A 17,785-nucleotide genomic window follows, 5' to 3' on the forward strand; every position below is an offset into this window, starting at 1 on the left:
ACGTCCAGTGCCGCCCGACACCTGGGCGGCACCGCCCGCAGAATGCCCGGGTGTCGGGCCACATTGGTGTTCCAGTACGGGGCTTCGTCGTGCATGACCCCCACGGTAGGGGCCTGTGCCCCGTCAGGCCCGGGTGAGGTGGCGGGCGAAGAAGCGGACGGCGCTGTCGGCCTCGAAGCGGGGCAGCTCCTTGTGCGCGCCCGAGTTCACGTGCAGGGACTTCTCCTTCGAGGCGAAGGCGTCGAAGAGTGCGAGACCGTCCTCGCGCGAGATGTGCTCGTCGTCCCACTGCATGTCGTACTCGATCGGGATGGTGATCTGCTTCGCCTTCTCGGCCAGGACGTGGGGCCAGTGCTGGCCGAAGACCGCCGCCGTGATCCTGGGTTCGGCCGCCACGAACGGCATGCCGATCGCGGTGCCCATGTTGATGCCCCAGTAGCCGACAGGTCCGTCGGCGCCGATCTCCGGGAGTTCCTGGAGGGCGTCCAGGGTCGCGCGGTACTCGGGAACGGCGAGCTCCGCCAGGTGGGCGTTGTAGCGGACGACGATCGGGCCTTCCGGCTCGCCGGCCGCCCTCGCCCGGAACAGCTCGGCGATTTCCGCCTCGTCGTGCGCCGTGCGCGGGCGGTCGCCGTGGCCGGGCGCGTCGATGACGGCGGCGTGGAAGCCGCAGTGGGTCACCAGGAGGCGGGCGCGGCCGGACATCGCCGGGTGCTTCTTGTGGTTGCCGCCGCCGTGGCCCATCAGGACCAGGGGTGCGCGGTCGGCGCCGGAAGCGGGCGACCAGAGGACTCCGGGGACGCCGCCCACGGTGAAGTCGCGCTCGCGGACGCCGTTCGACGACGAGTCAGAGTTGAAGCGAAGAGAGTACATAGCGTGTTGCCTTTCGGGAATACCCAGAATTGTTCAGGGGCTCCCGGCGACAGCTACGTCTATCGCCCGACCGTGAGGGGGAGGGGGAGCACCCACATCGATACAGCGTTCACGGGGTCTCACCTCCTCGGGCGGTGTCGCGGTCGGAAAGATCTTGCCGACCGCATGCCCTGCGGCGCAAGTGCTCTTTTCCTCACTGATCGTCAAGGGCGGCAGTCACGGCGGCCTCCGCATGCAGACGGGCCGTGGGGAACAGCGGGACCGGGCTGTCCTCCGGCCGGACCAGCAGCTCGATCTCGGTGCAGCCGAGGACGATCCCCTCCGCGCCCGCCGCGACCAGCTCGCCGATCACCCGCCGATAGGCCGCCCGGGACTCCTCCCGGGCCATCCCGACGCACAGCTCCTCGTAGATGATCCGGTGCACCAGGGCGCGCGAATCCGCCTCCGGCACAAGGACGTTCAAACCGGAAGCGGCCAACCTCCCCCGGTAGAAGTCCTGTTCCATCGTGAACGCCGTCCCCAGCAGCCCCACCCGTCGAAGGCCCGCCGCCCGGACGGCCTGCGCCGTGGCGTCGGCCAGGTGCAGCAGTGGTACGGAGACCGCCGCCGCGACCTGGTCGGCGACCTTGTGCATGGTGTTGGTGCAGATCAGCAGCAGGTCCGCGCCCGCCGCCTCCAGCGAGCGCGCCGCGTCCGCGAGGATCGAGCCGGCCTCCTCCCACCGGCCCGCCACCTGCAACTGCTCGATTTCGGCGAAGTCGACCGAGTGGAGCACGAGTCGGGCCGAGTGCAGCCCACCCAGCCGCTCGCGGGTGAGTTCGTTCAGCAGGCGGTAGTACTCGGCGGTGGATTCCCAGCTCATGCCGCCGATCAGGCCGAGGGTCTTCATGAGGCCAGTTATAAGCGAGATCTGGCTGGTAGAGCAAGTATATAAGAATGCCTTTGGGGAAGGGTTACCGCGGCACCCGGTGCTGCCACTCCCGGGTGAACACCACCGACCCCGCCTCCAGCGCCCGCAGCTGCACCACGCTGAGGAAGTGCCCGGCGTCGCAGCGCAGTTGGGTGCGGGTCTGGACGGTGACGTCCCAGCCGATGTCCGGCCGTTCCAGCCGCACCGTGTGGTCCGTACGGGCCTGGGCGCTGAGCGGGGCGCCGGTGAGCACGCGGTACGCGGTGACGGTGTGCTCGTCGCGGACCAGCCCGTCGGGGTGGGTGCGGGTGCCGTCGGTGGCGGGGGAGAACTCGATGCGCCACTCGTGGCGGCCGAGGTCGTGGACGGTGACGTGCTCGGGCCGGGCGGTGAGCGGCTCGGTGAGGTGGATGTCCAGCGGGTCGGGCAGCGAGGGCGACCCCGCGAAGGTGACGGGCGCGGCGCCGGCGTCCGCCGCGAGGTGGCGCACGGGCAGGCTGAGGGTGGAGCGGGACGGGTCGAGGGCGTACCCGGTGTCGTCGGCGGACGGCCACACCCACGGCCAGTAGACGGAGGAGAGTGCGAGCCGCAGCCGGTGCCCGGCCGCAACGGTGGCCGCGCAGGCGGCGAGCTCGACCTCGGCGTCCGGCCCGGTGGCGGTCAGCACGCCCCGGGTGAGCAGCTGCGAGGTGCCGTCCGGGCCGACCGTGCAGAGGCGGGCCACGACCTGAACGGACCCGCCGTCCTCGCGCAGCCGAAGCCGCAGCCGTGCCGTCGGGGCGCCGAGCAGCTCGATCGGCTCGGGCAGCGGCTGGGAGTCGAAGCAGACCGAGCGGCCGTCCTCCTCGCGCTGGTCCGGTGGCTGGTCGGCGGGGCGGCCGTGCGGGACGTAGGCGCCGGCGTCGAGGCCGGTGTGCTGCGGGGAGCGGACGTGGACGAAGCGGTCGTCGGAGGCGGTGCCGGCGGTGCGCAGCTGGCCGTCCAGGTCGTAGTGGATCTCCCGGACGTCGGGGGAGGGCCAGCTGTCCTCGCCGGTCCAGCGGGTGCTGATCCAGCTGCGCAGGGCCGGTTCCTTGAGGGCGCCGGTGTCGACGCCGCGCAGCCAGTGGTCCCACCAGCGCAGGGTCTCGGGCAGGGCGGCTTCGGGCAGGCCGTGCGGCCAGGGGCCGAGCAGGGCGTGCGCGGTGGGGGACTCGGCCAGCAGGCGCAGCACGAAGGAGCAGGACGGGTCGCCCCAGCCGGCGACCGCGAACACCGGGACGGAGACCGGCACGGTGGTGTCCCCGGCGGCGAGCCAGGCGTCGACCGGGGGTTCCAGCGACTCCAGCCGGGCCAGCCAGCCGGACCGCCAGGCGTCGCCGGTGTGCCGGGGGTCCGGCGGGAGGGCGGCGTCGGCGACCAGGGCGGTGAGCCGGGTGTGCAGGTCGGCGGCGAGGACGGCGCCGCCGAGCCGGTGGCCGCCCTCGGGGCAGCCGGCGACCACCGCGCCGACGGTGTCGGGGGTGCGGGCGGCGAGCCGCAGCGCTGTGGTGGCGGCGGCGCCGACGCCGAGCAGGCCGAGCCGGCCGTTGCACCAGGGGCGGCGGGCGAGCCAGTCGACGACGGCGGCGCCGTCGGTGAGTTCCTGCTCGCCGTCGGGTGCGGCGGGCAGGCCGCCGGAGTTGCCGTGGCCCCGGGTGTCGACCCGGACGGTGGCGTAGCCGTGGCCGGCGTACCAGGGGTGGCGGCGGGCGTCCTCGGCGGCGGTGCGGTCGGAGAGGCGGTCGGCCGAGTACTCCAGCAGGGCCGGGACGGGCTCGTCGCTGACCGGGCGCCACAGCCGGGCCGCCAGCCGGGTGCCGTCGGGCAGCGGGATGCGGACGTCCTCGCGGGTGGTGTGGAAGGGGTACGACGGCATGGCCGCTCCCATCGGGTACCGGGCCGGTGAGCGCCGAGCGGCCCGCGGCGCGTACGGGGTCGCGCCGCGGGCTGTCGGCATTCCGACCCTAGGGGAGGAAGCGGTGGATTTCCTGACGAGATGGGGCGAAGTGGCTAAGGCCCGAGACCGACCTGTAATTGCGCATAACTTGCAACTACTCGTCCGACGGGGGAAAGATGGCCCAGCTCAGCCCGGACCACCCGAAAGGACCACAGGATGTCCACCGCCGCCGCAGGTGCCCCCACCGTCAGATGGCGCGACCGGCTCACCCGTGAGGAGTGGATGCGCCTGGCCGGGATGGGCGGCTTCATCCTGGCGCTGCACGTGGTCGGCTGGTTCACCCTGCTGGCGATGGTCGCGCCGGAGCACTACGACGTCGGCGGCCAGGTCTTCGGCGCGGGCATGGGCCTGACCGCCTACACCCTCGGCATGCGGCACGCCTTCGACGCGGACCACATCGCGGCGATCGACAACACCACCCGCAAGCTGATGGGGCAGGGCAAGCGGCCGCTGTCGGTCGGCTTCTGGTTCTCGCTGGGGCACTCCTCGATCGTCTTCGGCCTCTGCGCGCTGCTCGCCTTCGGCATCCGCTCGCTCGCCGACCAGGTGGAGGCGGACGACTCGACCCTGCACCGGATGACCGGTCTGATCGGCACCGCCGTCTCCGGCTCCTTCCTGCTGCTGCTCGGCCTGATCAACCTCGGTGCGTTCAACGGCATCCTCAAGGTGTTCCGCCGGATGCGCGAGGGCGAGTACGACGAGGCCGAGCTGGAGCGCCAGTTGGAGCGGCGCGGGCTGATGAACCGGATCCTCGGCAAGGTCACCCGGGCGGTCACCAAGCCCTGGCACATGTACCCGGTGGGCCTGCTGTTCGGCCTGGGTTTCGACACCGCCACCGAGGTGTCGCTGCTGGTGCTGGCGGGCGGCGCGGCGGCGTTCTCGCTGCCCTGGTACGCCCTGCTGACCCTGCCGATCCTGTTCGCGGCCGGGATGAGCCTGCTGGACACCATCGACGGCTCGTTCATGAACTTCGCCTACGAGTGGGCGTTCTCCAAGCCGGTCCGCAAGATCTACTACAACCTGACCGTCACCGGCCTGTCGGTGCTGGTCGCGCTGGTCATCGGCCTGATCGAACTGATCGGCCTGATCGGCGAGAAGCTGGACGTCACCAGCGGCCCGATCGCCTGGATCGGCGCGCTGGACCTCAACTTCGTCGGCTACGCGATCGTCGGCCTGTTCGTGCTGACCTGGATCGGCGCGATCGCGTTCTGGAAGTTCGGCAAGGTCGAGGAGAAGTGGTCGGCGGGGCTGGCCGCGGCCGAGTCGGAGTGACCGGCGGTAGAGCGCCCTCCACGAAGCCGAGGGGCCGGTGACCGGGGTCCGGTCACCGGCCCCTCGGGGCCTTTCAGGGTCTTTCAGGGCCTTTCGGGGCGTTCGGGACGGACCGCTACCGCAGGGCGGCGAGCACCGCGTCCGCCATCACCTTCTCGCCGGTCGCGTTCGGGTGGAACGGCACGGCGGGCGAGCCGGGCAGCGCGCCCTCGATCCAGCGGTCGTCCGAGCAGACGTCGTGCCCGATGGTCGGCGTCGCGGTGTCCACGTACGTCGCGCCGCCCGCCGCCGCCGTGGACTTGAGGGCGGTGTTCAGCTTGTTGAGCACGCCGTACATGTACTCGACGTCGCCCGGCGTCACCGGCTGGCGCAGGACGCACTTCGAGCCGTCGGCGGGCAGCACGGACGGGTAACCGACCAGCAGCACCTTGGCCTTGGGGGCCTTGGCGTGGATCTGCTGCAGGGTGGTGGCGACCTGCGGGGCGATCGTGGTGGTGATCCGCTCGGCCAGGTCGTCGTTGCCGTACTGCCAGGACCAGGTGTTCCAGTCCCAGTAGCCGTGGTGGTAGACGTCCTTGCAGGGCGTGCCGAGCGGGTTGACGACCGCGCCGGCGATGCAGGTGGCGACCAGTTCGCCGAGACCGAGGTCGCTGGAGGCGAGGTCGTTGCCGCCGATGCCGAGGGTGACCAGGTCGGTGTCGCCGGTCACCGAGTCCAGCTGCGGGTCGTTGACCCGGATGAAGGCGTCGTACTGCGGCTGCGTCATCGCCTTGACCTTGGCGGCCGCGCAGGTGACGTCGGTGTACGCGCCGGCCTTGAGCGCGGCGGCGACCAGGTGGCCGTAGTTGTGGTCGGAGCGCAGGCACAGTCCGGCCGACTGGGCGGGCACCCCGGCGCCGGCGGCGTAGGAGTCGCCGAGGGCCACGTAGTGCTTCGGCGCCGCGGTGGCGGCCTGGGCGGTGGTGGAGGTGAGCGCGAGGGCGGCGCCGAGGGCGACCGCGGCGAGCGCGGTGGAATTGCGGAGTCGCCGGGAATTCCGGGCAGGGCGGAGCACGGTTCCTCCTGGGGGAGAGAAACGACGGGTGGGGGTCGTGCCGAGCCGGGCCACAGCTACTCGCAGGTAAGTTACTGCCAGGTTTCGCGCACGTCCATCGTTCCGGCGGAAATTCCGAAATCCCGTCAGATGGCACTGGGTGACATTTCGAATTCCGCTCCACCGTGTATCGCCGCTATTTCCGAAACGCGGTGGAGCGGAATTCGCGTCATGTCACGTCAGCGCTCGTCGACCGGTTGACCGGGCGTCACCCCAGGCCGCACTATCGGGCGCACACCGACAGCCGCGACGGAGGACTGCGCAATGGCCCTGGACGCCGACGTCATCGTCATCGGAGCGGGACTCGCCGGCCTCGCCGCCACCGCCGAACTCGCCGACGCCGGACGGAAGGTGATCCTGCTCGACCAGGAACCCGCCGCCTCGCTCGGCGGCCAGGCGCACTGGTCCTTCGGCGGCCTCTTCCTGGTCGACTCGCCCGAGCAGCGCCGGATGCGCATCCGCGACTCGCACGCGCTCGCCCGTCAGGACTGGCTCGCCACGGCCGGCTTCGACCGGCCCGAGGACGCCTGGCCGCGCCGCTGGGCCGAGGCCTACGTCGACTTCGCGGCCGGCGAGAAGCGCTCCTGGCTGCACGGCATGGGCGTGCGGTTCTTCCCGGTGGTCGGCTGGGCCGAACGCGGCGGCTTCCTCGCCGACGGGCCCGGCAACTCGGTGCCGCGCTTCCACATCACCTGGGGCACCGGGCCCGGGCTGCTCGCCCCCTTCGTCCGGCGGGTCCGCTCCGCCGCCGCCCGCGGGCTGGTCGACCTGCGCTTCCGGCACCGGGTCACCGGGCTGACCGCCACCGCGGGCACCACCGACACCGTCACCGGCGAGGTGCTGGTCCCCAGCCCGGCGGGCCGCGGCGAGGCCAGCTCGCGCGAGGTCGCCGGGAGCTTCGAACTGCGTGCCCAGGCCGTGATCGTCACCTCCGGCGGCATCGGCGGCAACCACGACCTGGTCCGCAAGGCCTGGCCCGCCCGGCTCGGCACCCCGCCCGCCAAGCTGCTCTCCGGGGTGCCCGCGCACGTCGACGGCCTGATGCTGGAGATCACCGGGCGGGCGGGCGGCAACCTGATCAACGGTGACCGGATGTGGCACTACACCGAGGGCATCGAGAACTGGGACCCGATCTGGGCCCGGCACGGCATCCGCATCCTGCCCGGCCCCTCCTCGCTCTGGCTGGACGCCCGCGGCCGGCGACTGCCCGTCCCGCTCTTCCCCGGCTTCGACACCCTCGGCACACTCGAACACATCATGGCGAGCGGCCACGAGCACACCTGGTTCGTGCTCAACCAGCGCATCATCGAGAAGGAGTTCACCCTCTCCGGCTCCGAACAGAACCCCGACCTCACCGGCAGATCCGTGCGCGGGGTGCTCGGACGGGCGCTGCCCGGCGCCCCCGGCCCGGTCCAGGGGCACCTGCGGCACGGGCCCGACTTCGTGGTCGCCGGCAACCTCGCCGACCTCGCCCGGGGCATGAACGCCAAGACCCGCGAACCGCTGATCGACCCGGACGAGCTGCGCCGCACCGTCGAGGACCGCGACCGGCAGGTGGCCAACCCCTTCGCCAAGGACCTCCAGATCACCGCCATCCACGGCGCCCGCCGCTACCTCGGCGACAAGCTCGTGCGCACCGTCGCCCCGCACCGCATCCTCGATCCGGCCGCCGCCCCGCTGATCGCCGTCCGGCTCAACATCCTGACCCGCAAGTCGCTCGGCGGACTGGAGACCGACCTGTCCTCGCGGGTGCTGCGCCCGGACGGCGAGGCGCTGCCCGGCGTCTACGCGGCGGGCGAGGCGGCCGGCTTCGGCGGCGGGGGCGTGCACGGCTACCGCTCCCTGGAGGGGACCTTCCTCGGCGGCTGCCTGTTCTCCGGGCGCACGGCGGGCCGGGCGGCGGCGGAGGCGGTGGCGTAGCGGCCCGCGGCAGTAAGGGCGTTGACGGTACGGGCCGCGACGTCACGGGCGCCGGCTCCCCGGGTGTCGGCTCCCCGTACGCCGTCGCCGTCGCGGTGCGCCCCTCCCCCGAGCGGGGCGCACCGCCACTGCTCGCGACCAATCCTGCCCGAGCGGCGCCCCCGCGCCTATCCGCATCCGGCCGGTGCGCAAGCGGCTTTCCGGATAGCCCGGCGGCCGGTCGGGCCCGGCGGAGGGTCCCCGGGCGCCCGGTACAGTTCCGGTGCAGAGCGTGCCGCCGACCGGGGCTCGCCGACCCGAGGGGGAGCAGAGCCGATGAACCGCCGAGAGCGCGACCGTGACCGGAAGCAGGGTGCCGGGTCCCCGGTGACCGTGACCGTCTGCCGAGGCTGCTGCTGCGGCACCGAGGCGAAGCACCCGGGGGTGGACCACGCGGGGCAGTACGAGCGGCTGCGGACGGCGGTCGGCTCGGCGGGCCGGGTCCGCGCGGTGACGTGCCTGGACGTCTGCACCCAGTCCAACGTGGTGGTGGTCGGCCCCTCCAGCGAGGGCCGGGCGGCGGGCGGCCGTCCGGTCTGGCTCGGCTTCGTGCTGATGGACGAGATGATCGACGACATAGCCGCCTGGGTGCACGCGGGCGGTCCTGGCCTGGCCGACCCGCCCGGTCTGCTCGACCTCCAGCTGATCTCGGTCTCCCGCCGGGTGCGCGAGGCCCTGCCCGACTGACCCCCTGACCGGCCGGATCAGTACGGACGGATTGTCAGATCGGAGTCCCGGGGCGGCCGTGGGACCGGACCACTACCATGACCGGTGCATCGAGTGGTTCCGCGCCGAGGGAGGAAGACGATGACGACGGTCTGCCGCATCTGCGCGGGCACCGGCCGGACCGCCGGCCTCAACTGCCGCACCTGCCAGGGCACCGGCACCACAGAGGTGGGCGGCGGGGGCGGCAACTGCTTCCTCTGCAACGGTACCGGGGTGTACGTGCGCTACCGGGTGGACGCGACCGGCGCCAAGCAGGCCTACCGGGACGAGATCTGCCGCACCTGCGACGGCACCGGCGACCGGGCCGCCACGCACTGGGACGAACCGTCCGCCTGATCTGCACTCGTCAGTGTTGTCATGGCCGGGCCCGGCTGTGGCGCCGAGTCAGGCCATGCTGCCGAAGGCTCCCATGATCCGACGTCGATTCGGTATGGACATGTTCTTTGCCCAACCATGGTCGAACGTTGGTGTTCGAGTGGGGGACGCGCTGACGATCGTTCACCGGAAGTCCGCGTGCGGTCAACGCGCCGCTGACAGAGTCCCGCGCATGGATATCCCCAACATGGGCGTGCCGGCCAAGCTTGCCGACCGCATGAGCATGGCCGAGCAGCACGAGTACCTGCGGGCCCGCTTCTCCCGCCGCCGGATGCTGCGCGCCGGCGCCGTGACGGTGGGCGCCATCGCCGTCGGTGGTGCGCTGGGCGGCGGCACCGCGGTCGCGGCCCCGGCCGGCCCGCAGCTGCTGACGGGCGGCACGACGGACGGCATCGACGGCTCGCTGGTCGCGCCGATCGGGCGCCACCTCCAGTTCGGCCCCGAGCCGGACACCCAGTTCCGTATCTCCTGGCAGGTCCCGGCGCCGGTCAAGAAGCCGTTCCTGCGCTTCGGCAAGCACCCGTGGGACCTCAGCCACAAGGTCCAGGCCGAGGTCCGCGCCCTGCACACCCCGGCGCTGACCCCGAACAGCCAGCCGGTGGACCAGTACTACCTGCACGTGGCACTGGAGGACCTGCACCCCGACACCACCTACTACTACGGTGTCGGCCACGAGGGCTTCGACCCGGCCTCGCAGCAGCGGATCTCCACCCTGCACACCTTCCGCACCGCGCCCGCCCGCGACCACCGCTGGGGCAAGGTGTACGAGCCGTTCACCTTCACCGCCTTCGGCGATCAGGGCGTCAGCTCGCACGCGGCCGGCAACGACCACGTGATCCTGGCCCAGAACCCGGCCTTCCACCTGCACGCCGGCGACATCTGCTACGCCGACCCGGCCGGCTCCGGCACCGACCCGGACAAGTCCGTCTACAACGCCCGGACCTGGGACGACTTCCTGGTCCAGACCGAGACGGTCGCCGCCACCGTGCCGTGGATGGTCGCGTACGGCAACCACGACATCGAGGCCTGGTACTCGCCCAACGGCTACGGCGGCGAGAACACCCGCTTCTACCTGCCGGACAACGGCCCGGACCCGCGCAAGGTCCCCGGCGTCTACAGCTTCCGCTACAGGAACGTCGGCGTCATCTCCCTCGACGCCAACGACGTGTCCTACGAGATCCCGGCCAATCTGGGCCTCTCGGCGGGCAAGCAGACCGCGTGGCTGGAGCGCACCCTCAAGGACCTGCGCGGCGACGAGACCGTCGACTTCATCGTGGTCTTCTTCCACCACTGCGCCTTCTCCACCACCGTCGCGCACGCCTCCGAGGGCGGTGTCCGCGAGGCCTGGGTGCCGTTGTTCGAGAAGTACCGGGTGGACCTGGTCATCAACGGCCACAACCACATCTACGAGCGCACCGACGCCATCCTCGGCAACAAGGTCTCGAAGCAGGTGCCGAGCGGCGCCACGATCGAGCCTTCGATCGACGGTGTGGTCTACGTGACCGCGGGTGCGGCCGGTCGCAGCCTGTACAAGTTCGACGTGCCGGACACCTACGAGGGGCACGAGAACCACCAGGACGAGGTCAAGACCTACTACTGGAGCAAGGGCCGGGTGAAGACCCCCGAGACCATCCAGTGGTCGCGGGTGCGCTACACCGGCTACTCCTTCATCAAGGTCGACGTCACCCCGGCGCACCTGGGCCAGAAGTCGGTCATGAAGGTCACCGCGCTGACCGAGGACGGCCAGCAGATCGACAACTACAGCATCCTGCGCAAGGTCGGCGAGGGCTGGGACTCCGGCCGCGACGACGACGGCGAGGGCGGCGGCTGGGGCTGGTAGGCCCTGACCGACGTGACGGGCCCCGGTGTCGAGGAACTCCTCGACGCCGGGGCCCGGCCATGCTCAGCGCCGGGGCCCGTACATGATCACGGCGACCCCGGCCAGACAGATCAGCGCGCCCAGCACGTCGTAGCGGGTCGGCCGGAAGCCGTCCACGGCCATGCCCCAGAGCAGTGAGCCGGCCACGAACACCCCGCCGTACGCGGCCAGCACCCGGCCGAAGTGGCTGTCCGGCTGCAGCGCCGCGACGAAGCCGTACGCGCCGAGCGCCACCACCCCCAACCCGGCCAGCCACCACGGCCGTTGCTCCCGCACGCTCTGCCAGACCAGCCAGCAGCCGCCGATCTCGGCGACGGCGGCGAGCACGAACAGGGCGACGGAACGCAGGACGGTCATGGCCGCCCAGGGTACGTGGTGTCAGCTCTGGCGGTACGTCGCCAGGAAGCGCCCGATCCGGTTGATCGCCGTCTCCAGGTCGTCGGCGCGCGGCAGGGTGACGAAGCGGAAGTGGTCCGGGCGGGGCCAGTTGAAGCCGGTGCCCTGGACGACGTGGATCTTCTCCCGCAGCAGCAGGTCCAGCACGAACCGCTCGTCGTCGACGATCCGGTGCACCGCCGGGTCGAGCTTGGCGAAGGCGTACAGGGCGCCCTTGGGCTTGACGCAGCTGACGCCGGGGATCTCGTTGAGCGCCTTGACCGCGATGTCGCGCTGCTCGGTGAGCCGGCCGCCGGGCAGCACCAGGTCGTTGATGGACTGGTGACCGCCGAGCGCGGCCTGGACGGCGTACTGGGCGGGCACGTTGGGGCACAGCCGCATGCCGGACAGCATGGTCAGGCCCTCCAGGTAGTCGGTCGCGTGCTGCTTGGGGCCGGAGACGACCAGCCAGCCGCTGCGGAAGCCGGCCACCCGGTAGGCCTTGGAGAGGCCGTTGAACGTGAGGGTGAGCACGTCGTCGGCGAGGGCCGCCAGGCAGTGGTGCTCGGTGCCGTCGTAGAGGATCTTGTCGTAGATCTCGTCGGCCAGCACCATCAGCTGGTGGCGGCGGGCCAGGTCGAGGATCCCCTCCAGCAGCTCCTTCGGATAGACCGCGCCGGTGGGGTTGTTGGGGTTGATGACCACGATCGCCTTGGTGCGGGCGGTGATCTTGGCGGCGATGTCGTCCAGGTCCGGGTACCACTCGGCCTCTTCGTCGCACAGGTAGTGCACGGCCTTGCCGCCGGCCAGCCGGACCGACGCGGTCCACAGCGGGTAGTCGGGCATCGGGACGAGCACCTCGTCGCCGTCGTCCACCAGCGCGGTGACGGCCATCTGGATCAGCTCGGAGACGCCGTTGCCGAGGTAGACGTCGTTGACGTCGACGCCCTGGACCCCGCGCTGCTGGTAGTACTGCACCACCGCGCGACGGGCCGGCAGGATGCCGCGCGAGTCACTGTAGCCGTGCGCCCCGGGCAGGTTGCGGATGATGTCCTGGATGATCTCCTCGGGCGCCTCGAAGCCGAACGGGGCCGGGTTGCCGGTGTTCAGCCGCAGCACGCTGTGCCCGGCCTCCTCCAGGGCGTTGGCCTGGTCGACCACCGGGCCCCGGATCTCGTAGCACACGTCGTTCAGCTTGCTCGACTGCCGAAACTCCATCTGCGGCCTCCCGACCGTCACCACCGCTCCGTTGCTTCTGCTTTGTTCTACCAAGCTGGCACTTGGAAAGTCCAACCTCTTGGCTATGCTGATCCACATGTCACGCCGAAGCTACGACCAGTACTGCGCCGTCGCCCGCGCCCTGGACGCGGTGGGGGAGCGCTGGAGCCTCCTGATCGTCCGTGAACTCCTCGGCGGCCCGCGCCGCTACACCGACCTGCACGCCGACCTGCCCGGCGTCTCCACCGACATCCTCGCGGCCAGGCTCAAGCAGTTGGAGGGCGAGGGGCTCGCCGTCCGGCGCAAGCTGGAACGGCCGGCCAGCGCGACGGTCTACGAGCTGACCGGGCGTGGACGCGAACTGCGTCCGGTGATCGAGGCCTTGGGGGAGTGGGGGCTGGGCGCCCTGGGCGAGCAGCGGCCCACCGACGCGGTGCGCGAGCACTGGTTCACGGCTGGGCGCGCCACGGGCGAGGCGGTCGTCGCGCCGGGGTGACCGCCGGGTGCGGGGGCGGCCGCCGCGTGAAGGGGCGGCGGCAAGGCCCCCGTCGCCGGCCGCCGCCCCGTGTGCTCAGGATGGCGCGGACCGATAAACGGGCAATGGACGCGCAATGAGTGCCGGGCCCCGGCGCCGCGGCCCGCGGGCGCACACGTACGATCGTCGGACCGCGGAGCCATCTCAGGAGAGCGGAGGCAGTCCGTGCCCACCACCTACCGCAGCTACGTCGCCGTCGGGGACTCCTTCACCGAGGGCATGTGCGACGACCTGCTGCCCGACGGCCACTACCGCGGCTGGGCCGACCGGGTCGCCTCGGCGCTCGCCGCCGAGCACGCTCCCGCCGCCGGGCACGCTCCCGCCGCCGAGCACGCGGATCGGGCGGGGCAGGCGGATGGGGACTTCCGGTACGCCAACCTCGCCGTCCGCGGCAAGCTCATCGGCCAGATCCACGACGAGCAGCTCGCCACCGCCGCCGCCATGGGCGCCGAACTCGTCACCCTGGCCGGCGGCCTCAACGACGTGCTGCGCCCCGGCTGCGACATCGACCGGGTCGAGCGGCTGCTCGGCCGCTGCGCCGCCGACCTGCGCGCCGCCGGCGCCACCGTCGTCCTGTTCACCAGCACCGACCCCACCCGCCGCCTGGCCGGCAGCGCCCGGCTGCTGCCCGCCATCCTGCGGATGAAGGCCTTCGTGCAGGAGCTCGGACAGCAGGACGGCTTCGCCGTGGTCGACCTCTTCTCCGCGCCCTGCTTCGACGACCGCCGGCTCTGGGCCGAGGACCGCCTGCACCTGTCGCCCGAGGGCCACCGCCGGGTCGCCGAGGGCGTGTTGGAGGCGCTCGGCCGCCCCGCCGCCTTCGACTGGCGCGCCCCGCTGCCGCCCGCCGCCCCGACCGGCCGCGCCGAGCAGCTGCGCTCGGACGCCCGCTGGCTGGGCACCCACCTCGGCCCGTGGATCGGGCGCCGCCTCACCGGCCGCTCCTCCGGCGACGGCCGCCCGCCGAAGCGGCCCGAGCTGCTGCCGTACCGCTAGTCCTCCCGCTTTTCCAGGACCAGGCTCGCCATCGGGGCGCGGGTGGTCCAGCCCAGCGAGGTGTAGAGGGCCTGCCCCGCCGCGGTGCCGACCAGCACGCCGGTGCGGGCGCCGGTCCCGTACGCGGCGGACTGCAGGGTCCGCATCACCACCGAGCCCAGGCCCCGGCGGCGCTGCTCGGGGGCCGTCACGATCTGGTCCGGTACGGCCACCGGGCCGGCCAGGCCCGCCTGGCCCCGGGCGGCCAGGTGCCCGTCCTCGGTGCGCACCAGCACCCGCAGGATCCCGCCCCTGGTCCAGGTGGTCACGGTGTAGCCGGCCGGGAGCTCGGGCCGCTCGGGGCTGAGCGGGGCGGTCATCAGGAAGCCCGGCGGGTCCAGCCGCCAGTGCGGGCCGAGCCAGGGACGCACCGTGTCGTCCTCGGCGAACAGCTTCAGCCAGGTGTTCGGCGCGGTGATCGTCTCGGCGAGCTTGCGGACCTCGCCCTCGGTCGGCTCGGGCAGCACGTGCCGGCCCACCTCCCCAACCGGCGCGCCGACGTCGATGCTCCAGCCCCAGGGCTGCTCCACCGGATCGGCGGAGCCCCGGGAGACCGTCCAACCGCTGATCCACATCCGGACCAGCTCGGTGATGCTCGGCTGCGGCATGCTGCCCGTTCCCCCTATGTAATAGTCTCTTTGCTGCTGCGCATGTTACCGGAGTGAGGGTGGCCGTGCCCAGTAGGATTCCAGGGTTCACGGGGCCGGACCGGCGCCCCGCTGCTGGAAGGACCCCGGAACGTGCGCGAGACCGAGTCGCCGCAGGACCAGACGGCGGCCGCGCCGACCCCGCTCCAGTCCGACTGCGGCAGCTGCTTCGGGCTCTGCTGCGTCGCCCTGCCCTTTGCGGCCACCGCCGACTTCGCCGTCAACAAGGCCGCCGGCACCCCCTGCCGCAACCTGCGGACCGACTTCGGCTGCGGCATCCACGCGCGACTGCGGGACAGTGGCTTCCAGGGCTGCACCGTCTACGACTGCTTCGGCGCCGGACAGCGGGTCTCCCAGGTCACCTTCGGCGGGGTCAGCTGGCGCGAGGAGCCGGCCGGCGCCCAGTCGATGTTCGACGTGTTCCCGATCGTGCGGCAGCTCCACGAACTCCTCTGGTACCTCACCGAGGCACTCACCTTCGAGGCGGCCCGGCCCGTCCACGCCGAACTGCGCCAGGCCCTGGAGGAGACCGACCGGCTGGCCGGCGGCACCCCCGAGGAGATCCTCGCCGTCGACGTCCCCGCCCACCGCCAGCGGGTCAGCGACCTGCTGCTGCGCGCCGGCGAACTCGTCCGCGCCGCAGTCCCCCGCCGCCGCGAGCACCGCGGCGCCGACCTCTTCGGCGCCCGCCTGCGTGGCGCGGACCTGCGCGGCGCCAACCTCCGCGGCGCCCTCCTCGTCGCCGCCGACCTCGCCGGCGCCGACCTGCGCCTCGCCGACCTGATCGGCGCCGACCTGCGCGACGCCAACCTCGCGGGCGCCGACCTCAGCTCGGCCCTCTTCCTCACCCAGGCCCAACTCAACGCCGCCCGCGGCGACGCCACCACCCGCCTCCCCGCCACCCTCACCCGCCCCACCCACTGGCCGGAGACGGCTGCGGCGACTGCCGCCCCGCGCAAGCCGCGTGGCGGGGCCGGGCCACAGGGCGGCGGCCGCTCGGGCAGGCCGCGTCGGCGGTAGCCCCACCTCGCCGCTGTTCACGTCCCTCCGAGTCCGCCGGCCAGGGGCCCCAGCCGGTGCTCGGGTTCTGACGCTCAGGCCTCGGCGTAGCCGTCGGTGAGGAGGTCGAAGGCACGGGTGGCGTCGGCGACGGCTTCGGGGTGGAGGTCGTCGGCGGTGCGGCCGTCGTGGTGGATGCGGTGCCAGTTGTGCAGGGCGAGGACGCGTTGGGTGGCGGTGACCTGGGCGGCGAGCAGGGGCGCGGTGAGCTCGTGGGGACGGGCCAGGTCGGGGGCCTCGCGCAGGGCCTCGGCGAGGGACTGTTCGGCGCGGGCGACGTAGGCGCCGACCCGGGCGGCCAGGCTCGGGGTGCCGTGGACCAGGGCGGTGAAGGCCAGCACCTGGGGGTGGTCGTTGAGACCGGTGACGGGGTCGCGCCGGGCGAGGCCGTCGAGGAAGTCCCGGCGCAGCGCGTCGAGCACCGACTCGCCGTCGGCCCGGCCCCGGACCACCTCGGCGGCCTGTTCCTGGTGGTCGGCGAAGCGGTGGACGACCAGGTCCTCCTTGCTGGGGAAGTAGCTGAACAGGGTCGGCTTGGAGACCTCGGCGGCGGCCGCGACGTCCGCCACCGACACCTGGTCGAAGCCGTGTTCCAGGAAGAGCGCGATGGCCGCCTCGGAGATGGCCTGTCGCGTCCGCTCCTTCTTGCGCTCCCGCAGTCCACTCATGGGGGTCAGGCTAACAGCAGATGTTGACCAGGGCAGATTCCTTACCTGGTATGACTGTCGGAAAAGCCTGACGGTGCCTACACGCTGCGGTCGGCGAGGACCTCGCGTACGACGTGCCGGGCGTTCGCGGTCAGGGCCGGGTCGGTGTGGCGGTAGTAGGGGATCGTCACCAGGGCGATGGAGAAGGCCCAGGCGCGGCCGCGGGCCCACATCGCGTCGTCGGCGCGCACGGCGGCCCGGAAGGCGGGGCGGGCGGCGGCGGGGAGGGTGTTCCAGGCGGCGATCAGGTCGGCGGTGGGGTCGCCGACGCCCATCAGGGCGAAGTCGATGACGGCGGCGAGCCGGCCGGTTCTGGAGACCAGCAGGTTGCCCGGGGTGAGGTCGCCGTGCATCCAGGTCGGCGGGCCGTCGTACTCGGGCAGGCGAAGTGCCTTGTCCCACAGGGCGGTTGCGGCCGCCGTGTCGATCACGCCGGTCAGCTGGGTGATCGCCGCACGGGTGGCGCCGTCCCGGGAGGCGAGCGGGACGCTGCGGTGCCCGGCGGGGCCGCCCGCGGGATCGGCGGTGCGCAGGGCGTTGACGAAGCCGGCCAGGTCGCGGGCCAGGGCGTCCGGGGCGGCGAGGGCGCCGACCGCAGGGTTGACGCCGTCGAGCCAGCGCAGCACCGACCACTCCCACGGGTAGCCCGCGGCGGGGCGGCCGACGGCGACCGGTGCGGGGACGGGCAGCGGCAGTCGCGGTGCCAGTCGGGGCAGCCACTGGTGCTCCCGGCGGACGTCCCCGGCCGCCCACTCCACCCGGGGCAGTCGGACGGCGAGTTCGGGCCCGAGCCGGAACATCGCGTTGTCCGTCCCGACGGACCCGACGGGCGTGACCGGAAGGCCCACCCACTCGGGGAACTGGGCGGAGATCAACCGCCGTACCAGGGCCGCGTCGACGACCGGTTCATCGGGGTGCATCCGGGCGGCAGCGCACATGCCCGGCAGCGTACAGCGCGGATCGCCGGGCTTCAGCCGGATTCCCGAACTACCGGGCCCGATAAGGTGAGGAGATGGTGATCGGTCAGCGGACGGACGGGGAGCGCCGGGCACTGCGCGCGGCGCCGGGTGCGCTGTCGCTCCCACGCGGCCGCGGTATCCAGGGTGTCCATGCCCGCCAGCCCAGCAAGCCGCAACTGGGCCCC

The 17,785-nt window shown here is 72.6% G+C and carries 16 protein-coding genes and 1 pseudogene; 8 read left to right on the top strand and 9 right to left on the bottom strand.

Annotation, left to right across the window (positions count from 1 at the left end):
* Positions 1-123: 123 nt before the first annotated feature.
* The 3 genes from ACZ3UD_RS01690 to ACZ3UD_RS01700 form a co-directional block, all read right to left on the bottom strand.
* Positions 124-873: an alpha/beta hydrolase family protein gene (locus tag ACZ3UD_RS01690; RefSeq protein WP_465581093.1), complete on the bottom strand. Its 750-nt coding sequence runs from the start codon at positions 871-873 to the stop codon at positions 124-126.
* A gap of 193 nt (positions 874-1,066) precedes the next feature.
* The gene (locus ACZ3UD_RS01695) at positions 1,067-1,762 is read right to left on the bottom strand and encodes an aspartate/glutamate racemase family protein (protein ID WP_465581095.1); all 696 of its coding nucleotides are present in this window, start codon (positions 1,760-1,762) and stop codon (positions 1,067-1,069) included.
* A 64-nt stretch (positions 1,763-1,826) separates the two neighbouring features.
* A complete protein-coding gene (locus tag ACZ3UD_RS01700) occupies positions 1,827-3,680 on the bottom strand; it encodes a CocE/NonD family hydrolase (RefSeq protein WP_465581097.1) in 1,854 nt (617 codons plus the stop codon).
* A 237-nt stretch (positions 3,681-3,917) separates the two neighbouring features.
* Between ACZ3UD_RS01700 and nicT the strand changes: the two genes are divergently transcribed.
* Positions 3,918-5,033, top strand: coding sequence for a Nickel transporter NicT (nicT, locus tag ACZ3UD_RS01705; RefSeq protein WP_465581099.1), 1,116 nt, complete (start codon positions 3,918-3,920; stop codon positions 5,031-5,033).
* Positions 5,034-5,148: 115 nt separating this feature from the next.
* On the opposite strand, the gene ACZ3UD_RS01710 is transcribed toward nicT, so the two are convergent.
* Positions 5,149-6,087, bottom strand: coding sequence for an SGNH/GDSL hydrolase family protein (locus ACZ3UD_RS01710; RefSeq protein WP_465581102.1), 939 nt, complete (start codon positions 6,085-6,087; stop codon positions 5,149-5,151).
* A gap of 303 nt (positions 6,088-6,390) precedes the next feature.
* On the opposite strand from ACZ3UD_RS01710, the gene ACZ3UD_RS01715 reads away from it, so the two are divergent.
* The 4 genes from ACZ3UD_RS01715 (at position 6,391) to ACZ3UD_RS01730 (ending at position 11,026) form a co-directional block, all read left to right on the top strand.
* On the top strand, positions 6,391-8,046 hold the full coding sequence (locus tag ACZ3UD_RS01715; RefSeq protein WP_465581104.1) for an FAD-binding dehydrogenase: 1,656 nt from the start codon (positions 6,391-6,393) through the stop codon (positions 8,044-8,046).
* A gap of 315 nt (positions 8,047-8,361) precedes the next feature.
* Positions 8,362-8,772, top strand: a complete 411-nt coding sequence (locus tag ACZ3UD_RS01720) for a (2Fe-2S) ferredoxin domain-containing protein (protein ID WP_465581107.1) — start codon at positions 8,362-8,364, stop codon at positions 8,770-8,772.
* A 120-nt stretch (positions 8,773-8,892) separates the two neighbouring features.
* Entirely contained in the window at positions 8,893-9,147 is a 255-nt protein-coding gene (locus ACZ3UD_RS01725) for a hypothetical protein (RefSeq protein WP_350739139.1), read from the top strand.
* A 211-nt stretch (positions 9,148-9,358) separates the two neighbouring features.
* Positions 9,359-11,026 (top strand): purple acid phosphatase family protein, encoded by a 1,668-nt coding sequence (locus ACZ3UD_RS01730; protein ID WP_465581111.1) that lies wholly within the window; start codon positions 9,359-9,361, stop codon positions 11,024-11,026.
* Positions 11,027-11,089: 63 nt separating this feature from the next.
* Here the strand turns inward: ACZ3UD_RS01730 and ACZ3UD_RS01735 are convergent, their stop codons facing one another.
* Both ACZ3UD_RS01735 and ACZ3UD_RS01740 read right to left on the bottom strand, forming a co-directional pair.
* Positions 11,090-11,422, bottom strand: a complete 333-nt coding sequence (locus ACZ3UD_RS01735) for a YnfA family protein (protein WP_387631203.1) — start codon at positions 11,420-11,422, stop codon at positions 11,090-11,092.
* A 21-nt stretch (positions 11,423-11,443) separates the two neighbouring features.
* Positions 11,444-12,658: a pyridoxal phosphate-dependent aminotransferase gene (locus ACZ3UD_RS01740; RefSeq protein WP_465581113.1), complete on the bottom strand. Its 1,215-nt coding sequence runs from the start codon at positions 12,656-12,658 to the stop codon at positions 11,444-11,446.
* Between the two features lie 97 nt (positions 12,659-12,755).
* Here ACZ3UD_RS01740 and ACZ3UD_RS01745 point away from each other — a divergent pair.
* Both ACZ3UD_RS01745 and ACZ3UD_RS01750 read left to right on the top strand, forming a co-directional pair.
* Positions 12,756-13,109: pseudogene (locus ACZ3UD_RS01745) on the top strand (winged helix-turn-helix transcriptional regulator); the annotation flags it as partial.
* 249 nt (positions 13,110-13,358) lie between these two features.
* A complete protein-coding gene (locus ACZ3UD_RS01750; RefSeq protein WP_465581115.1) occupies positions 13,359-14,189 on the top strand; it encodes an SGNH/GDSL hydrolase family protein in 831 nt (276 codons plus the stop codon).
* Here ACZ3UD_RS01750 and ACZ3UD_RS01755 read toward each other — a convergent pair.
* The gene (locus ACZ3UD_RS01755) at positions 14,186-14,836 is read right to left on the bottom strand and encodes a GNAT family N-acetyltransferase (RefSeq protein WP_465581117.1); all 651 of its coding nucleotides are present in this window, start codon (positions 14,834-14,836) and stop codon (positions 14,186-14,188) included. The genes ACZ3UD_RS01750 and ACZ3UD_RS01755 overlap by 4 nt on opposite strands.
* A gap of 132 nt (positions 14,837-14,968) precedes the next feature.
* Between ACZ3UD_RS01755 and ACZ3UD_RS01760 the strand changes: the two genes are divergently transcribed.
* Positions 14,969-15,895, top strand: coding sequence for a pentapeptide repeat-containing protein (locus ACZ3UD_RS01760; protein WP_465581119.1), 927 nt, complete (start codon positions 14,969-14,971; stop codon positions 15,893-15,895).
* A gap of 74 nt (positions 15,896-15,969) precedes the next feature.
* On the opposite strand, the gene ACZ3UD_RS01765 is transcribed toward ACZ3UD_RS01760, so the two are convergent.
* The gene (locus ACZ3UD_RS01765; protein ID WP_465581121.1) at positions 15,970-16,602 is read right to left on the bottom strand and encodes a TetR/AcrR family transcriptional regulator; all 633 of its coding nucleotides are present in this window, start codon (positions 16,600-16,602) and stop codon (positions 15,970-15,972) included.
* 77 nt (positions 16,603-16,679) lie between these two features.
* Complete coding sequence (locus tag ACZ3UD_RS01770) at positions 16,680-17,579, bottom strand: aminoglycoside phosphotransferase family protein (protein WP_465581123.1); 900 nt, start codon at positions 17,577-17,579, stop codon at positions 16,680-16,682.
* Between the last annotated feature and the right edge of the window lie 206 nt (positions 17,580-17,785).

This window comes from Kitasatospora sp. NPDC023118, assembly GCF_055560875.1.